The organism is Vibrio sp. JPW-9-11-11 (genome assembly GCF_013369335.1).
Taxonomy (GTDB): Bacteria; Pseudomonadota; Gammaproteobacteria; order Enterobacterales; family Vibrionaceae; genus Vibrio.
Map to the genome: position 1 here is coordinate 18,348 of NZ_SZQJ01000011.1, position 16,912 is coordinate 35,259.

Annotated in this window: 19 protein-coding genes; 5 read left to right on the plus strand and 14 right to left on the minus strand. The window is 47.7% G+C overall.

Annotated features, from left to right (window positions below; all coding sequences use genetic code 11):
* Window positions 1–178: 178 nt before the first annotated feature.
* From rpoH to ftsY, 4 genes are all read right to left on the minus strand, one after another.
* Window positions 179–1,036 (minus strand): RNA polymerase sigma factor RpoH, encoded by an 858-nt coding sequence (gene rpoH / locus FCU94_RS14835; RefSeq protein ID WP_176289297.1) that lies wholly within the window; start codon window positions 1,034–1,036, stop codon window positions 179–181.
* Between the two features lie 183 nt (window positions 1,037–1,219).
* Window positions 1,220–2,176: a permease-like cell division protein FtsX gene (gene ftsX, locus FCU94_RS14840; protein ID WP_176289298.1), complete on the minus strand. Its 957-nt coding sequence runs from the start codon at window positions 2,174–2,176 to the stop codon at window positions 1,220–1,222.
* On the minus strand, window positions 2,166–2,840 hold the full coding sequence (gene ftsE, locus FCU94_RS14845) for a cell division ATP-binding protein FtsE (protein WP_176289299.1): 675 nt from the start codon (window positions 2,838–2,840) through the stop codon (window positions 2,166–2,168). Before ftsE ends, ftsX begins: the two co-directional genes overlap by 11 nt.
* An 87-nt stretch (window positions 2,841–2,927) precedes the next feature.
* Entirely contained in the window at window positions 2,928–4,127 is a 1,200-nt protein-coding gene (gene ftsY / locus FCU94_RS14850) for a signal recognition particle-docking protein FtsY (protein WP_176289300.1), read from the minus strand.
* 208 nt (window positions 4,128–4,335) lie between these two features.
* Here ftsY and rsmD point away from each other — a divergent pair, with 208 nt between their 5' ends.
* Together rsmD and FCU94_RS14860 are read left to right on the plus strand one after the other, a co-directional pair.
* The gene (gene rsmD, locus FCU94_RS14855; RefSeq protein ID WP_176289301.1) at window positions 4,336–4,950 is read left to right on the plus strand and encodes a 16S rRNA (guanine(966)-N(2))-methyltransferase RsmD; all 615 of its coding nucleotides are present in this window, start codon (window positions 4,336–4,338) and stop codon (window positions 4,948–4,950) included.
* 1 nt (window position 4,951) lies between these two features.
* The gene (locus FCU94_RS14860) at window positions 4,952–5,218 is read left to right on the plus strand and encodes a DUF1145 domain-containing protein (protein WP_176289302.1); all 267 of its coding nucleotides are present in this window, start codon (window positions 4,952–4,954) and stop codon (window positions 5,216–5,218) included.
* A gap of 43 nt (window positions 5,219–5,261) precedes the next feature.
* Here FCU94_RS14860 and FCU94_RS14865 read toward each other — a convergent pair whose 3' ends face one another.
* The 3 genes from FCU94_RS14865 to FCU94_RS14875 form a co-directional block, all read right to left on the minus strand.
* Complete coding sequence (locus FCU94_RS14865; protein ID WP_176289303.1) at window positions 5,262–5,846, minus strand: YhgN family NAAT transporter; 585 nt, start codon at window positions 5,844–5,846, stop codon at window positions 5,262–5,264.
* A 246-nt stretch (window positions 5,847–6,092) separates the two neighbouring features.
* The gene (locus FCU94_RS14870; protein WP_176289304.1) at window positions 6,093–6,716 is read right to left on the minus strand and encodes a lysoplasmalogenase; all 624 of its coding nucleotides are present in this window, start codon (window positions 6,714–6,716) and stop codon (window positions 6,093–6,095) included.
* A gap of 904 nt (window positions 6,717–7,620) precedes the next feature.
* Window positions 7,621–7,986, minus strand: a complete 366-nt coding sequence (locus FCU94_RS14875) for a DUF4145 domain-containing protein (RefSeq protein ID WP_176289305.1) — start codon at window positions 7,984–7,986, stop codon at window positions 7,621–7,623.
* A 265-nt stretch (window positions 7,987–8,251) separates the two neighbouring features.
* Here FCU94_RS14875 and FCU94_RS14880 point away from each other — a divergent pair, with 265 nt between their 5' ends.
* On the plus strand, window positions 8,252–8,581 hold the full coding sequence (locus FCU94_RS14880) for a DUF2500 domain-containing protein (RefSeq protein ID WP_176289306.1): 330 nt from the start codon (window positions 8,252–8,254) through the stop codon (window positions 8,579–8,581).
* Here FCU94_RS14880 and FCU94_RS14885 read toward each other — a convergent pair.
* From FCU94_RS14885 to rhtB, 7 genes are all read right to left on the minus strand, one after another.
* On the minus strand, window positions 8,578–9,591 hold the full coding sequence (locus FCU94_RS14885) for an acyltransferase (RefSeq protein WP_176289307.1): 1,014 nt from the start codon (window positions 9,589–9,591) through the stop codon (window positions 8,578–8,580). The two genes, FCU94_RS14880 and FCU94_RS14885, sit on opposite strands and share 4 nt — an antisense overlap.
* A gap of 98 nt (window positions 9,592–9,689) precedes the next feature.
* The gene (gene arsJ / locus FCU94_RS14890; RefSeq protein ID WP_176289308.1) at window positions 9,690–10,907 is read right to left on the minus strand and encodes an organoarsenical effux MFS transporter ArsJ; all 1,218 of its coding nucleotides are present in this window, start codon (window positions 10,905–10,907) and stop codon (window positions 9,690–9,692) included.
* A 75-nt stretch (window positions 10,908–10,982) separates the two neighbouring features.
* Window positions 10,983–11,474, minus strand: coding sequence for a cyclin-dependent kinase inhibitor 3 family protein (locus FCU94_RS14895; RefSeq protein ID WP_176289309.1), 492 nt, complete (start codon window positions 11,472–11,474; stop codon window positions 10,983–10,985).
* Between the two features lie 10 nt (window positions 11,475–11,484).
* Window positions 11,485–12,486 carry an ArsJ-associated glyceraldehyde-3-phosphate dehydrogenase gene (locus FCU94_RS14900; RefSeq protein WP_176289310.1) on the minus strand — a complete coding sequence of 334 codons (1,002 nt, stop codon included), beginning with the start codon at window positions 12,484–12,486 and terminating at the stop codon, window positions 11,485–11,487.
* Window positions 12,487–12,506: 20 nt separating this feature from the next.
* A complete protein-coding gene (locus FCU94_RS14905; protein ID WP_176289311.1) occupies window positions 12,507–12,848 on the minus strand; it encodes a metalloregulator ArsR/SmtB family transcription factor in 342 nt (113 codons plus the stop codon).
* Window positions 12,849–12,952: 104 nt separating this feature from the next.
* Window positions 12,953–14,191 carry an EAL and HDOD domain-containing protein gene (locus tag FCU94_RS14910; RefSeq protein ID WP_176289312.1) on the minus strand — a complete coding sequence of 413 codons (1,239 nt, stop codon included), beginning with the start codon at window positions 14,189–14,191 and terminating at the stop codon, window positions 12,953–12,955.
* A gap of 14 nt (window positions 14,192–14,205) precedes the next feature.
* Window positions 14,206–14,823, minus strand: coding sequence for a homoserine/homoserine lactone efflux protein (gene rhtB / locus FCU94_RS14915; protein WP_176289313.1), 618 nt, complete (start codon window positions 14,821–14,823; stop codon window positions 14,206–14,208).
* An 81-nt stretch (window positions 14,824–14,904) separates the two neighbouring features.
* Here rhtB and FCU94_RS14920 point away from each other — a divergent pair, with 81 nt between their 5' ends.
* Together FCU94_RS14920 and FCU94_RS14925 are read left to right on the plus strand one after the other, a co-directional pair.
* A complete protein-coding gene (locus FCU94_RS14920) occupies window positions 14,905–15,891 on the plus strand; it encodes an alpha/beta fold hydrolase (RefSeq protein ID WP_176289314.1) in 987 nt (328 codons plus the stop codon).
* 111 nt (window positions 15,892–16,002) lie between these two features.
* Entirely contained in the window at window positions 16,003–16,830 is an 828-nt protein-coding gene (locus FCU94_RS14925; protein ID WP_176289315.1) for a Cof-type HAD-IIB family hydrolase, read from the plus strand.
* The last annotated feature ends 82 nt before the right edge of the window (window positions 16,831–16,912 follow it).

Below are 16,912 nucleotides of genomic sequence, written 5' to 3' on the forward strand. Positions count from 1 at the left end.
AGCCCTTTATTCACCCTGCTTTCTGACAGATAGCCAATAAATTCCCCACAGAGTTACCCACAGGGTCAAGCGAATCACACGATCCCCTTAGCGCTCTTAATTGAGCTCTGCTCGATCAGACAATAAAAAAGCCGAGATCTCTCGATCTCGGCTTTGTAGCAATCTTATTTTCGGCGGATTAAAACTCACCCACCGCCGCTTTGAGCTTTTTCATCGCATTCTTCTCAAGCTGGCGAATACGTTCTGCAGAGACATTGTACGTTTCTGCGAGTTCTTGCAAAGTCGATTTGCTATCTTCTAACCAGCGTGAACGCACGATATGTTGGCTACGCTCATCTAAACTACTCAGCGCTAAGCTGAGGCGATTGTTGGTATGAGCTTCCCAGTTGGCTGCTTCAACGTTGTCCGCAACATCAGACGACTTATCTTCCAAATACACCATAGGAGCGGTATACGAAGAGGCTGAGTCATCTTCATCATTGGGCATCTCGAATGCCGCATCTTGCGCAGCGAGACGTGATTCCATTTCGCGCACTTCTGATGGCTCTACACCGAGCTCTTTCGCGACCGTCTCAACTTCGCCATTATTGAACCAGCCAAGACGCTTCTTAGATTTGCGTAAATTGAAAAACAGTTTGCGCTGCGCTTTGGTGGTGGCAATCTTAACGATACGCCAGTTACGCAACACGTATTCGTGAATTTCAGCTTTGATCCAATGCACAGCGAAAGAGACCAAACGCACCCCGACTTCAGGGTTGAAGCGCTTAACGGCCTTCATCAGGCCAATATTGCCTTCTTGAACAAGGTCGGCCATCGGTAGGCCGTAACCAGAATAACCTCGAGCGACGTGTACCACGAAACGCAAATGCGAAAGGATCAAGCCTTTTGCGGCTTCGATTTCGCCGTCATAGTGCAGTCTCTCAGCAAGTTCACGTTCCTCTTCAGCGGTCAGCATTGGGTAGCTGTTTACTGAGCGGATATAGCTGTCTAAGCTATCTTGTGTAACAACCGCCATTGGATATGCTTGGTTAGTCATTCCGTTCCTCATCAATCTCTGATCTGGACTAAGTTTTAACCCATCAATCTTGAACCTAAAATGAACAAGATTCAAGCGGGGGACAGCAATTATGCATAAACACATCGTCTATACAAGTAAGAAGTATACGGTAGCGTCTACTTTTTTCAATAGTATGACAACGTCCAAACAAACGGGTTCCAATTAAACCGGTTCAATTTCTTTCAAGTGACGTTGGGCAGACACTTTCGCCGCCAGACAACCAAGGAACGTCCCTAGCATTACCAGCAGCAAAGATTCGTCCCAACTCAGTCCGACCAAGCGGAAGCGACTGTCGTACAACAACGCCAACTGTTCAACACGACTGTTGAGTAATACGGTGATCAGCGCGGTTAAGATCCAAGCACTCACTGCGCCCAACACGCCAAACCACATCCCTGAATAGAGGTATGGACGCAAGATGTAGCTGTTGGTGGCTCCAATCAGCTTCATGGTTTGAATCTCTTCTTTATTGGCGAGTACGTTAAATCGTAATGTGTTGCCGACAATCAAAAACACCGAACCGAGCATCAAGACCGACAATGTAATCACAATACCGCTCACTAGATTCTTAATCGCATCGAGGCGCGTCAACCAATCTTCATCCAGACGGACATCGGTGATTTCTTTCTGCTGGGACACCTTATCTGCCAGCTGCTTGATCATCTGTTGGTCATCTCGACTTGGCGTGATAACTAAAACACCCGGCAGCGCATAATCGTCCAATAGACTAATGGCTTGCTCAAATCCCGAATACTGGCTCAAGTCGTCGAGCCCTTGTTGTGGCGAGATGTATTCCACTCGGGAAACATCAGCATCACTTTCGAGTTGATCTTTCAGCACCATGACCCGCGCTTCCGGCGTGCGCTCTTCAATGTAAGCACTCACTTGCGATGGGCTGGTGACATCGCTCGAAGCTTGAGCAATGTTTTTTCCTAACAAATACAGCACGGAAGGCATGGCGAGTGCCATAGATATGACAGCCAAAGTAAGCAAATTACCGAGTGGGCGCTGCCAGAGCTCACTCAGCGAGTGCTTAGCCTGCTTGATGTGCACTTTTAAAAAGCTGTCTTTTTTAACCCGGTTCTTAGCGGTCGCGCGACTGCGAGCTTTATTGGCCATAATCTTCCACCTCGCTCAAAAAACCTTGATTCAGCTCTAAGTGACGGTACTGCGGACGTGTATTGACCAACCCGATATCGTGAGTCGCGAGCAAAATGGTCACCCCGGCACGGTTAAATTCTTCAAACAGTTTCAGCACGCGACTAGACAGTTCGGGATCTAAGTTTCCTGTCGGTTCGTCAGCCAGAAGCAAGGTCGGACGGTTGACCACGGCGCGCGCAATACCCACGCGTTGTTGCTCCCCACCCGACAACTGACTGGGCAGACATTTGGCTTTATCGAGCAAGCCGGTTTTGTCGAGGGCCGCTGACACACGACGCTTAATTTCATTTTCAGCGATCGACTCAATTCGCATCGGCAAAGCAACATTGTCAAACACGGTCCGATCCATCAGCAAGCGATGGTCTTGAAAGACAATACCAATATTACGACGTAGAAAAGGGATGTCTTTGCTTGGAATTCGCGTGATGTCGTGACCGTTGAAACTTATCTTGCCATCGGTTGGCCGTTCAATCGCACAAATTAATTTGAGCAGCGTACTCTTACCGGCGCCAGAGTGCCCGCCGAGAAAAGCCATCTCACCGCGACGCAGATGAAAGTCGACCTTTTGTAGCGCTTGTCGTCCACCGCGATAAGCCTTGCTCACTTGCTGAAACTTTATCACCCGAAATCCCTCTTACGAACTTCTATACCGTATCTATACCCGCGTTAAGTGCACAGCCAAGATACCCTTGCACACTACGCCTTGGGATCACTCTTCACGACTGAATAGCGCGTCAATAAACTCTTGTGTCTCAAATGGACGTAGGTCGTCAATACCCTCACCCACACCAATGTAACGAATTGGGATCTGGAATTGGTCTGCAAGCGCAAAAATCACCCCACCTTTCGCCGTGCCGTCGAGCTTCGTTAAGGTAATCCCGGTGAGTGGCGCGACATCGCTAAACAGTTTCGCTTGGCTAATCGCATTTTGTCCGGTTCCGGCATCTAACGTCAGCATAATTTCATGCGGCGCCGAGCCATCGACTTTCTGCATCACACGCACGATTTTACGCAGCTCTTCCATTAGGTTCGCTTTATTCTGTAAACGACCAGCGGTATCAGCGATAACGACATCGACCCCTTTCGCTTTGGCCGATTCAATGGCGTCGTAGATAACCGAAGCACTATCGGCACCAGTGTGCTGTGCTACCACAGGCACGTTGTTACGATCGCCCCAAACTTGGAGCTGCTCAACCGCGGCTGCGCGGAAAGTGTCGCCAGCCGCCAGCATGACCTTTTTGCCTTGCGCTTGAAATTGCTTCGCTAACTTACCAATAGTGGTGGTTTTACCCACGCCGTTCACGCCGACCATCAAGATCACGTACGGCGATTTTTGCGTATCGATTTCCAACGGTTTTTCAACATGGGAGAGGATTTCCGCCAGCTCTTCTTTCAACAGACCGTAAAGGGCTTCTCCGTCTTTCAGTTCTTGACGGGAGGCTTTCTCGGTCAAGTTATCGATGATTTTCAGTGTGGTATCCATACCGACATCGGCGATAAGCAGCTGCTCTTCCAGCTCTTCAAACAGTTCATCGTCGATCTGTTTGCCTTTAAACAGGCCGAAAAAGCCTGCTCCAATGTTGGTTTTAGTTCGCGCCAGGCTACGCTTTAAGCGGGCGAAAAAGCTCTCGCTCGGTTTTTCCTGTTCCGTGATTCGAGGCTCTACCGGCGGTACCGATGCCACTTCTTCCTCAAGATCTACTTCTGCTTCTGCTTCTGCTTCTGCTTCTGCTTCTGCTTCTGCTTCTGCTAGTTCAGCCTCGGTTTCTTCAATAGGTTCGTCAACCTCACTTGGTCGCTCATCGTGTTGTTGTTCGATAGTTTGTTGTTCTTCAGCGGGTTGCTTAGTTTGTTCTTCATCACCAAAACCAAGCCATGAGAGCAATCCGCGCTTCTTTTTTTCCGTCATCTGGGGCTATCCTAGATCGTCTTAATTAACTCAGACTCTTTTTGCCGCGAGTATCGTCAGCAAGAAAAGAAACATGACAGCAGAGTGAAAAGTTTTCACTATTAGAGCGATGGTATACACTCTGTCATCAACAAATTTGGGCTGTATGTTAGCGCTCAACAGCAGAGCGACTGGCTATAGTATCACTTTATTAGCGGTCAAAAAATCTATGGTAAGACGTCGCCAGCAAAACACATCACAAAAAAAGCCCTCAACTGGCTTTGTTCGTATTATTAGCGGTTTATGGAGAGGACGTAAACTCCCTGTGCACGACGCACAAGGATTGAGACCTACTACAGACCGAGTTAAAGAAACGCTGTTTAACTGGATCGCACAAGATGTGCCACGAGCTAAATGTCTTGACCTATTCGCAGGATCCGGAGGCTTAGCTTTTGAAGCGGCATCACGCCAAGCCGATATGGTGACCTTAATTGAGCTCAATGCAACGGCCTTTAAACAGCTAAAGAGTAACATTGCCGCGCTCAACGCCAGCAATCTTAACCCCATCAATAGTGATGCGTTAAGTTATTTGCGGCAGCAGGGGACACCGCACGATGTGGTATTTATCGACCCTCCCTTTCGCCAAGGTTTATTAAGCGAGACCATTCAACTACTTGAACAAAACGGTTGGCTGACTGAACAAGCCGTAATCTATATTGAAACCGAGAAAGAGCTCTCTCTCGATGGCGTGATCCCGGCAAACTGGCAGCTACATCGTGAAAAAACCGCAGGACAAGTGAGTTTTCGCCTGTTTAATCGTCACCCCCTACAACAAGGACAATAGAATGAAAGCATTGATATGGTTAGCCAAGGGCGCAATTGGTTTTGTCTGGTTGGTGTTGATTTACAACATGTTTATGCCATTTCCAGGCAACGCCGCTATCGCTCTGTACATCATGACTGCTTTTCTATTCATCATGCACGGCTTACAAATGGCAATTTTTATCGGTGCGTTTGGTGACAAAATAGAGATCAGCCGTTGGGAGAAGTGGTCAATCTTGATTTTTGGTATTTTTGCCCTGCTCGACATTCGTCGCAAGCATATGTCTTAACGAAAAAAACCGCTCATTTGAGCGGTTTTTTTATCATTGGCCCTTAGGCCATATAGCCTTTGACTCCATCCAAAAACATCTGGGTCGAAATCATAATCAATAGCAAACCCATCAAGCGTTCGACCGCCTTCAAGCCTCTTTCTCCCAATATTCGATGGAAGAAGTTATAGAACATCAAGAGAAAAGAGGTCACGCCCCAAGCCAGCAAAACGGCACCAGAAAGTTCGAGCAGTTTATCAGGGTGCTGACTAGAGAGCAGCAGTAACGCGGCGATCACAGAAGGCCCGGCAATCATGGGAATCGCCATCGGTACGATGAAGGGTTCTTCCCCCGCCGCCAAACCGGTAATACTGCCACCACTTGGGAATATCATCTTAATAGCGATGATAAATAGAATAATACCGCCAGAAATACTCAAGGTTTCAGGCTGAACGTGAAGGAAGTTAAGGATGCTTTTTCCTGCAAATAGGAATAGCATCAAAATGCCGAGAGCAAAGAGTAGCTCTCTAATCAATACTTTACGTCGACGCTTTGGATCTAAGTGTTTTAAGATCGATAGGACAATAGGCAAGTTGCCAAGCGGATCCATAATCAAAAACAGCATGGTCGCGGCAGAAAGAATGTCCATTGGGGACCTCCAAAGTGATAATCAGTCGGGCAAAGCAAAGTCGCCGAAGTATAACAACCTCGTTGCTCAATTTGGAGCATGTCGGACAATTAATCTTACGCGATGATTAAGTAAAGCGACCGCTTGGTGAAACGATGGTATCAGAAGCGGCACACGCGCTCTGCAATAAGCGCCCAACAGCATTACTCATCCTCATCAATTGGTGTCACAAACAATAGCGAACAAGATCAGCTTTATCGTTTGATTCTAGACAAGCAAAGAGGCAGTGATCAGGCTGTGGGCCAATAGATAGCTTCCAGATATCAGATAACGGCCTTTATCGATGGGGTGCCGATAGTCGTGTATCGCCAGCAACATCGCGGAAAGTGTCAAGGTTAACGACCCCGTGAAGCCGAGGGCACTCGCCAGCGTACGATTGAGCAACCAAACTTCTCCCGCCGCCCAGTTGAGCTGTAACAATACCATCCCCATCATGACGACAGGAAAGATCAATCGATCAATTTTCGGTAGCAGGAGGAAAAAGGCGACAATCCCAATCCCCAGTAACATAGCGGGTAGCCACCAGACGATATCGCCCGACAATTTAACCCAGAAGGAGGCGCTGTAGCAGAGTTGCGCGGCGATGAACCCCGCAAAGCAGAGTCTGAGGTGTTTTTTGATGATATAGAGCCCATCGGCAATCATAGAGACAATGAGCCCCAACGATACCCACCAAACTGCGACACCAACAAGTCCATCCTGACTCCAAAGCATCACCACCAGCATAAGCAAGGTTAAGGTTTTAAACATCGCCGCTTGTTTGATGTGATTCCCTTCAATCGCGGAAATACTGATATACCCAGATAAGGCAACCGATAGCCAGCTCCACATTCGAACACCTCATAAAAAATGAGCTGCTAGTGTAGGCAGCACGGAAAAGATGTCTAGCTCCGAGAGGCAAAACTTGGATCTTGATAATACTTCTCGAGCGCCACTTTTTTAGCCCTTAACGGTTTATCGGCTTTATCTATCGTATCTTTAAAGCAAAATGCCGCCATTACAGCCTAACCGATAGAAAGTGCAAAATTAATAGAACCCACCGCCAAGAAATAAATAAAAAATATTATATATCAACACCTTAAACACAAAATAAATTGTTTATAAGATGTAAAAAAAGAAATTATCTTCACAAACAATTGACCAAAACCTGACGCTGATATGCAACATAGAAAATTAATAGGGAATTCATCTAATCAAAAACACCATTCAACCAGATTATAGAACTTCAAGCACCTAAAGCCACATAATACAAACAAAACACAATCAACCGATAAAAAACCCAAACAAAACATCAAACAAAACAACAATTTAAATAGAAATCAGTATAGTATTAACGCATAAAGCCATGGTCAATTCTCAAGCAAAAATAAATAAAGTTACGATAAAAAGGCTTAATCGACACGAGAAAAGTTATTTTTTTAAGGCACAATAGAACATAAACTTGATCTAGCCACAAAAAACCTGCTATTCTCTTTATCACACCATTAAACATCAATTTACAGGAGCAGTGCTATGATTTCTTCTTCACAAAAACAAGGACTTGTAATGATCGCCGTAGTCATGGGTCTAATGACACTGCCGATGATGTACTAAGTTAACGAACGCAAACAAAAAGGGACGCATCTGCGTCCCTTTTTTGATTTATGTGGCAGTTTATTGACCTATTTGATGTGAAAAACAGCGGTATGTCGACGTTTTCAGCAAAGCATAAAAAGTGAGATTTTTGGCCGTCATACTACAAATGTTTGGATAGTTCATCCCAATGAGCATAGTAGAACAATAAAGCAGCTAAGGTAATCAAGGTCATCAATGTAATCGCAGCCCGCCAAACAAACCGGCTACTGCGCGGTGTCAGTTCTTTTTCACACTCATCACAGGTCGTCATAAACTGTTTTCGGCTATCTAGCTTAAAGTCGTGCTCATGGACGATTTTATTACGTATCGTCGCGATATAACGCAATTTTCCAATCACATCATGAGGTAAGCGCTCCTCACAGCTGGTGATCAACTGATGCAGTCCCTTTCCGTCCGCATGATATTGAGTTCGTAATAGTGACTCAATCTTTCTTGTTCTTGTCACTACGCTTTCGATATCAGACATAACATCCCTCCACGCTCTAAGTTTAGGGGGTATTTGATCCTTCTTCTATCTAATGTCCCACTTTTTATGCCTATTGCAAATAGGTTTGTGTAAAAGAATCAAAGAGTAAAGAAGGTGGCTTTTCACCGCCCCAGTCAAATGTGACATGCCTCGAATAAATTTGTCACACCGATGATTTTGTCTATGCAGCAAGACCCGTGCCCAGAATCGCAACAAAAATATCGTTAGTATGAACACTAATCATCGCGGGGAGGGAGACGAGTACATGCCTATTACACTGTTTATTGCTATTGCTGTTGTGGCTCTTGTTAGTGGCTGGGCATTCACACATCTATTTCGGAAGCATATCCAAGGAGAGAACGCTCCCGAACAAAAAGTCGAGGTGACGATTCTCGATAAACAGTCCATCGCGATTGACGACCCTCAACCTGGGCAAGAGGACCAAGAGTATTGGATATACGTCCAGAAAGGACGTATTGGCCCTAAACGAGAGTTTCAAGTCGGCGTGCACTACTTTCATGCGCTCAATCCAGGTGATAAAGGCCTACTCACCTACCGAGGTGATACTTTTATTCATTTTGCACTACATCGTTAAGGCAATAACCAACGCGTTCTGTTTGAACATGATATTAGATAGCTCAAGCCCAGTGCCCCGCAACCACTGACAACAATCCAAACTGGGATCACCCATAACGGATGACCCTGATGCCAACCGAACGCTTTCATCGGCCATAGAAATATCGGGTGCAACAGGTAAATGCCTAAGCTATGTTGACTAATAAAGCTCACCACGCGATGAGCTCGATTGGATAACCCTTCCCCATAGTAGCGACACAACATAAACACCATACTCGCCGCCAAAACCACGTTCAGCGTTTTGTATGATAGCCAGCGACCAACGGTATACTTTTCTGCGACTAAACTATGCCCGATCACCATCCAAGCCGTGACAGCCAGCGCCATCACACCCAGAGAGGTAAACAGCCAGACACTCCTGCGCCCCAAGGGGACACGCTGATAAAGCAAGTAACCGAGCGGCAAGTAACCGCTATATAACCACAGTTGGTTGCTCCAAATTCCATCAAGTCCGATAAGATAGAGCCAGGTGGTAAGCAGCCAAATCGCAACGTAAGCATAAAGGGCTGGGTCGCCGTAATAACGCCGCACAAACTGAAAGATAGGAATCAAAAAATAGAGTGGAATAAAATAATAAAAGAAACCGAGGTGGTAGTAGGTTGCATGCCAAGGACTCTCTGCCAAGACTTGCTCGGTCACGCTAGCATCATAGCCGCTTAAACTTACCCCAGAGAGCAAAGCATAAAACAGCGACCAAACCAGAAACGGCACTAACACTTTACCGACTCGACGCTTGAGATAGTACTTGAGATCAAATGGACGTTGATCTGTGAGCATTAACGCGCCACTAATCAAAATAAAGACTGGCACAGCCCAACGAGAAAGACTATTGATAGTGACCGCTGACGCCCACTCGTCGACCGGAATCACACCAAGCAGTTGGCGGTAAGGCGCTAACACATGAATAGCAATCACGGCAATCGCTGCGACGCAACGCAACAAGTCAAAAAATAACACCCTTTCTCTCACGCCGCGCCTCACTCTCCGCTGATAACTGGATGACTATAACAATAAAAAAGCTGACCTAGGTATCGGCTAGGTCAGCTTTTAGTCAACACTTCTCGTCGTTAAGCAGTGACGTGTTTAAGTTTCGGTAGTCTGAGAGATATCACTGTGGTTAGCAACAAGAAAGCAGCCGAGACCCACAAACACGCTGCCAGCCCTGCCATTTGGAACACCCAGCCAGAGAGAATTGTACCGATCAAGCGCCCCATCGCATTCGCCATATAATAGAAGCCCACGTCGAGTGAAACCCCATCGCCTTTGGCGTAGCTGACAATCAAATACGAGTGTAGTGACGAGTTCACCGCAAAAATAGCGCCAAACAACATTAGACCGCCAACAATCACCAACTGCGGCTGCCAGCCGACTTGCACTGCATAAGCGATTGAAGCGGTGATAAGCGTTAGCAAGCCTGCCCATAGTAAGGCCGCGTGTCCATCTGGAACTTTGCCTTGCGCCTTACCCGTGATACGTGGCGCCACTCCTTGGACGATACCATAGGCAATGGTCCAGGCGGCAAGAAAGCCACCGACAGATAAATGTGACCAACCAAACACCGAGCCGAGATAAATAGGCAAGGCGACCACAAACCAAACGTCGCGCGCGCCAAATAAGAACAAACGCGCTGCCGATAAAATATTGATCGACTCTGACTTAGAAAAAATCTGACTAAACTTAGGCTTGTTTTTGGCCTTACCCATGTTGCTCTCAAGGCCAATAAGACTGCCAATAAACACCAGAGCCAATACACTTGCCATCAACAACACGGCGTATTTAAAGCCCACCAGCGACAGCAATAATCCGCCAATAAAAAAGCCCGCACCTTTGAGCGCGTTTTTTGAGCCAGTGAGTATCGCCACCCACTTATACAGTGCACCTTGCTGTTCATCGGGGACTAAAGTTTTAATAGAGCTCTTCGCGCTCATTTTATTCAGATCTTTCGCAATTCCAGATAACGCTTGCGCCGCCATCACCCACGGAATCGTCAACCAACTGGTGGGCACGGCCAACATCGCCAAAGCAAAAATTTGCATTCCGAGGCCAATATTCATGGTTTTGTTTAGCCCTAAGCGTGCCCCTAACCAACCACCAATTAAGTTGGTGACTACGCCGAAAAACTCATAGAACAAAAACAAGGAGGCAATCTCTAAAGTGGAATAACCCAGATCATGAAAATAGAGCACCACCAGCATACGCAATGCGCCATCGGTAATGGTGAAATTCCAGTAATTGAAAGTCACCAGCATGTACTGGCGAACGCTTTTACTCAAACTCGACAACATCTTCCTTCGCACCTATTGGTTATGTGGTAGAACAAGAGCTTTTGGCCTACAGGTAACCAAAAGCTCTCAAGCGTGTTATTGCGCCGCGACTGCTGTGATGTAGTCCAGTTGGACCGGCTTAGTAAAGGCGCCCGGTCTCAATGCTTGCACCTGCGTGATGATGTTCTCTAGCGGCCAACCTTTTTCAAGCAACAAGTGGGCAGCAAAAAGGCCAGTGCGACCCGAACCGCCCATACAATGCAGCGCGACTTTTCCGCCACGATCAACAATCTGGTGCAACACAGGGCTCGCTTGTTGCCATTTAGTGGTAAAACGTTGGTCCGGTGCACAGTCATCTTCGATTTCAATTTGAAACCACTGCATACCGAGTTGCTGTGTCTCTCGCCCTAATGCCTCCACTTGCTTACTCGCCAACTCTGCGTCATCGAGTGCAGTGACAATCGCTTCAACACCTTGCTGCTTTAGCTGTTCGAGCGATGCCATAAGACCAACGCCCTTTGTCCCCGGACACGGGGTAAGAACCAGCGCGCCACTATCTAGGTTTAGTTGCCAGGTTGGGTGTGTCATTGCTATCTCCTTACGCTAAACCCACTTTACGTACTAACTCGGCGGTACGAGTCGCGTAGCCCATCTCATTGTCGTACCACGCATAAATTTTGACCATACGAGTTCCGACGACCATAGTAGACTGCGCATCGACGATGGTTGAACGCTGGTCACCACGGTAATCAATAGAGACTAAAGGACGTTCTTCAAAGCCGAGAATGCCTTTAAGTTCACCTTGAGCGGCTTCTTTTAGCAGTGCGTTGACCTCTTCAGCAGTGGTATCACGTTTCACATCAAAAATGATGTCGGTCAGCGACGCGTTCGCCAGCGGTACGCGCACGGCGTGGCCATTGATCTTGCCTTGCAACTCGGGGAAGATTTCCACAATCGCAGTCGCACTGCCCGTGGTAGTCGGAATCAAACTCATGCCACAAGCACGCGCACGACGTAAGTCTTTATGGGGGGCGTCCAGAATCGTCTGCGTATTGGTTAAATCGTGAATCGTGGTAAATGAAGATTGCTCAATGCCGAGTTTTTCGTGAATCACTTTCACCACCGGAGCAATACAGTTGGTGGTACAAGATGCGGCCGTAACAATACGATGGCGGTTAGGATCGAAAATCTCCTCATTGATACCAACCACGATATTCGCCACGCCAGGTTCTTTCACTGGTGCAGACACCACCACGCGCTTCACTCCTTGTTCTAAGTAACGGTTGAGCAACTCCGTTTTGCGGTGAACCCCAGTCGCTTCAATCACCACGTCGCAACCAGACCAATCAACCGCATCAATCGCTTTCTCTTGACTGGTTTTGATCACTTTTCCGGCGATCACCAACTCGTTGCCACCCGCTGACACTTCATGGTGCCAACGACCTTGAACCGAATCGAACTCCAGCAAGTGACCAAGTGTCGCGGCGTCTCCAGCCACATCGTTGATATGGACAAATTCGAGTTCGGGCCAGTCAAAGGCGGCGCGAAGTGCAAGACGTCCAATTCGGCCAAAGCCGTTAATCCCTACTTTAATAGTCATAGTTCACTCTCTTAACTCAATTATTGGCAACACACAGGGCGAACCTGCATGGCATGCAGACGTTTAATGTCTTGCTGGTACTCAGTTTTTAAACAGTTGGATGCCACCAGATCGTCGATCAGTTTTTTCATCCACCCAGGCAAATCATTGGCCAGTCGGTAAAACACCCACTGGCCTTGTCGAACATCGACCAAGACACCACTCGCGCGAAGTTGGGCGAGATGACGAGAAATTTTAGGTTGGCTTTGATCAAGCGCTTGGGTCAGCTCACCGACGCTCAAGCACTGCTCCCGCATGATCAGCATCAGGCAGCGCACGCGAGTTTCGTCGGCAAGAAGTTTGAAAAACTGATGAGGCAACATTTAATATACTCACATATGGATATGCGAATATCTTTGCTCAACAGAGGAGGAGAAGCAATCCCTAAACCAAGATTGTCACAAATATTTCATATTCGAACGGCGCGTCAGCCAACTCGATTCAGTTCACTGCTCCAACGCTGAGCTTCAGACAGGCGGGGCATGACTTCCCCGATTGAGATATTGAGTTGCTGGCACGCACTCTCCATCCCTTCCCAATCGGCACTCTCGTAACACTCTTCAAGATCAATAAGCAGACCATAGGGACCTTGGCGCTCTAATAGCGCCTGCTTAATGGTAGTACACAGAGGCAATTGGGCCACTAAGTCCGTCAATGACATTTCGAGCATCGCATCGAGCATCGAGAACAGGCCAATCAAAAACGCTTGGTCGCGATGCTGACTGAACGGATTGTCTCGTGACATCAACATAAAGAATTGTGCGCGCTGTAAACTCAGGGTATAGAGTTCTTTTGGTTTATTGACCGACACATACGAGGCCACCGCGAGTGAGACAAAGATTTTAATTTTGTCTTGCCCTAGGTACACCAAGGCTTGACGAAATGAGGAGATCGGCACGGCAATCCGATCAGACATTGAGTTGACAAAGCGCAGCAGTTTGTACGACAGCGCCACATCGCGCGCCACTATCCGCTCGACTTTGAGAAAATCGACTTCAGGCTTACAAACCTCTTGAAAGAGTTCCATCGCGATCAAGTGCTCTGGACTGACATAGCGCTGGCGTACAACCTCAGGCTTGCTAAAGAAGTAACCTTGAAAGAAGGTAAACCCCGCCGAACGCGTGGCAAGAAACTCCTTTTCCGTTTCGACTCGCTCGGCGAGAAACTTACGTTTGACGCCCATTGCTAACCGCTCTTTCACTAATGCGCAAGAAGCCTCAAGCCCCGTCGCCATAATGTCGATCTTGACGATGTGCACCAATGGAAGAAACCGTTCCCATTCTGGCTTATAAACAAAATCATCCAGGGCAATGATATAGCCTTGGCTGTGGATCTGTTGCACCGCGTCGTACAGCTCATCATTGGGCGTACAAGTTTCTAAAATCTCAACCACGATTTTGTTTTTAGGTAACGACAAGGGCAACAAGCGCAACAGAGATTGCTGGGGAAAGTTAATAAAGCAGCGTGAGTTCGCCATTGCGGGGTTAGTCCCCAACGACAGAAAATTTTCAACAATAATTCGATAGGTCGCTCGATTGGAGTCGACATGTTCGGGGTAAGCGTTACTTTCTCCATCGCGAAACAACAGCTCATAGCCAAGCGTTTGCCGCTTGGCGTTTAAGATTGGTTGTCTCGCGACAAAAGTGTCTTTGGTTCGTCTATACATGAGCGCGAGTCTAATTAGGCTTTCGCTGCCGCGAGTAATGCGCCGCAGCCCATAAACATCGAGCCAAATAGCTTATTAATTTTCGACATCATTCGCTCTGAACGAATAAAGCGTCCCATTTGCGCGGCTAAGCTGGTGTAACCTAACATCACGCACGCATCAATGGTCACCGTTGTGACCCCCAGCACCAAGAGTTGCGTCAGTTGATCTTGGCTAGGGTCGATAAACTGAGGAAAAAGTGCGACCAAAAAAACAATCGATTTTGGGTTGGTCAGGTTGATTAACACGGCTTTGCGCATCAGTTTTATCCCTGACAGCGCTTGGCCACTTTCGAGCGTATTTAAGCTCGAGCGGTCTCGCCACTTTTGAATACCGAGCCAAACAAGATACACCGCCCCGGCCCATTTGATCACGCTAAAAGCGACTGCTGACTGCGCGACCAATGCACCGATCCCCGCCCCGACTAACACGATGTGAATGGCTAGACCAATTTGTAATCCAGCGATGGCAGACAGCGAGCGGCGCGTGCCATAACTTAAGCCGTTGCTGATTGAGTTAACCGTCCCCGATCCTGGCGCCAAGCTAAACACTATTGCGGTTACTACATAAGCAAGCCAAACATGCATATCCATCGTTTTTTCCTCTCGACTAAAGCGAGCTAGCCACACATAATCTGTTGTTGAACAGTGAAATCGAACTTAGGGTTAACCCTCATGAATGACTCCAGTTGCAACATTACTCCTCCTTATACTCAAGAGTCCGATTTTGAGCAAGCTATCAAAAGCAATATTGCTACATTCTGGTGCTCTCGTCAGGAAGGGAACTTAAAAACGTTTGATAACAAATCGTTGTACTGGACCCGCTTTACCTCTGCCGAGCACACCAAAGCCATCTTGGTGGTGAATGGTCGTATTGAGTGTTGCGCCAAGTATCAAGAGCTATTTTACGATCTTTTCCAACAGGGGTATGACGTCTACTCGTACGACCATCGTGGTCAAGGTTGGTCGGATCGAATGATCGAAGACAGGCAGATGGGCTATGTCGATGAGTTTGACGACTATGTACACGACCTCGACGCGCTAGTGAACCATTTTAAGCTTGAGCACTATCAAAAGCGCTATCTGCTGGGCCATTCAATGGGAGGCAACATCACTACCCGCTACTTGCAAACTCACCGCAACCCATTTGATGCCGCGGCATTGAGCGCGCCTATGTTTGGCGTCAACGTACCTTGGCACTTACGCCCTTTTGCGCCAATGATCGGCCAACTACTGACGGCCTGGCACGCCACACCCACCTTTGCGCCCGGACAAGTGGCTTACTTTCCTAAACCCTTTGTCGGCAATTTACTTAGTCAAAGTGAAGTGCGCTACCAATGGTTTCGCAATCTGTACGAACAGCACCCAGAGCTCAGAATCGGCGGCGCTAGCACACGTTGGGTCTGGCAAGGGTTAATAGCGTGTAAGCAGTGCTATCTGATGACTCGTCACCTCAACACGCCTCTATTGGTGATGCAAGCAGGCGAAGACCAGATCGTTTCCAACTCCGCGCAAACACGCCTAGTCAAAAAGCTCAAAAAAACACAGCCAGAGTGCCAACTGCATGTGATTGTCGGCGCACGCCACGAGCTGCTGTTTGAACAGGATCAGTACCGTAACCAAGCGCTGGACGCGACCTTGGCCTTTTTCGACCAGTATTAAAATAGGAAATGCAGCAAGGAGATCTTTACCCTCTTTTTCCCCTTTCGGTTCGAGTAAACTGTGGCCTTATTAGCCAATCAGGCTCATCAACACACTGTTACTGAGGGTGATATGTCAGACTCACGCAAAGATACTCCTTTTCATATCGTGGCTTCGGATCTCGATGGCACGTTGCTCGCCCCTAACCACCAATTAAGCGAGTTTTCAAAGCAAACTCTGCAAGCGCTGCATGAAAAAGGCTTCACCTTTGTCTTTGCTACGGGTCGCCACCACGTTGACGTGGCCAGCATTCGCCAAATCGCAGGTATCCCCGCTTATATGATCACCTCGAATGGCGCGCGCGTGCACGACCAGAACGATCAACTGATGTATAGCAAAAACGTCCCTGCTGAACGGGTTCAGTCAGTGATCGATGTGATCAAAGGCGATCCGAAGGTTTTTATCCACATGTACCAAAACGAAGATTGGCTGCTTGATAGAGACGATGAGACTCTGGCGAAATTCCACAGTGAATCGGGCTTTAGCTACAAGCGCTTCGATGCCAACGCGGCGCCCACCGACGGCATCGCCAAGATTTTTTTCACGCACCCGGATCACGATCACGACCATTTGGTGAACTATGAACACATGCTGCGTGAACAATTTGGTGACCAACTGAATATCGCTTTTTCTACACCTTGGTGTTTAGAGGTGATGGCGGCTGAAGTGTCAAAAGGCCACGCGCTCGACGCCGTAGCCAAATCGCTCGATTTAACCTTGGATAACTGCATCGCATTTGGTGATGGAATGAATGATGCTGAAATGCTCGAGATGGCAGGTAAAGGGCTGGTCATGGCGACCGCACACCACAAAGTTAAACAGGCGCTGCCCGATATTGAAGTGATTGGCAGCAACGCGGATGACGCCGTTGCTCATTATTTACATCGACACCTGTTCTAATCCACCATGCTTAAGGGCTGCCATTTGGCAGCCTGTTCATACCCATCGCATTAGTTAGATGTTCAGAAAATGGGTGTGACTG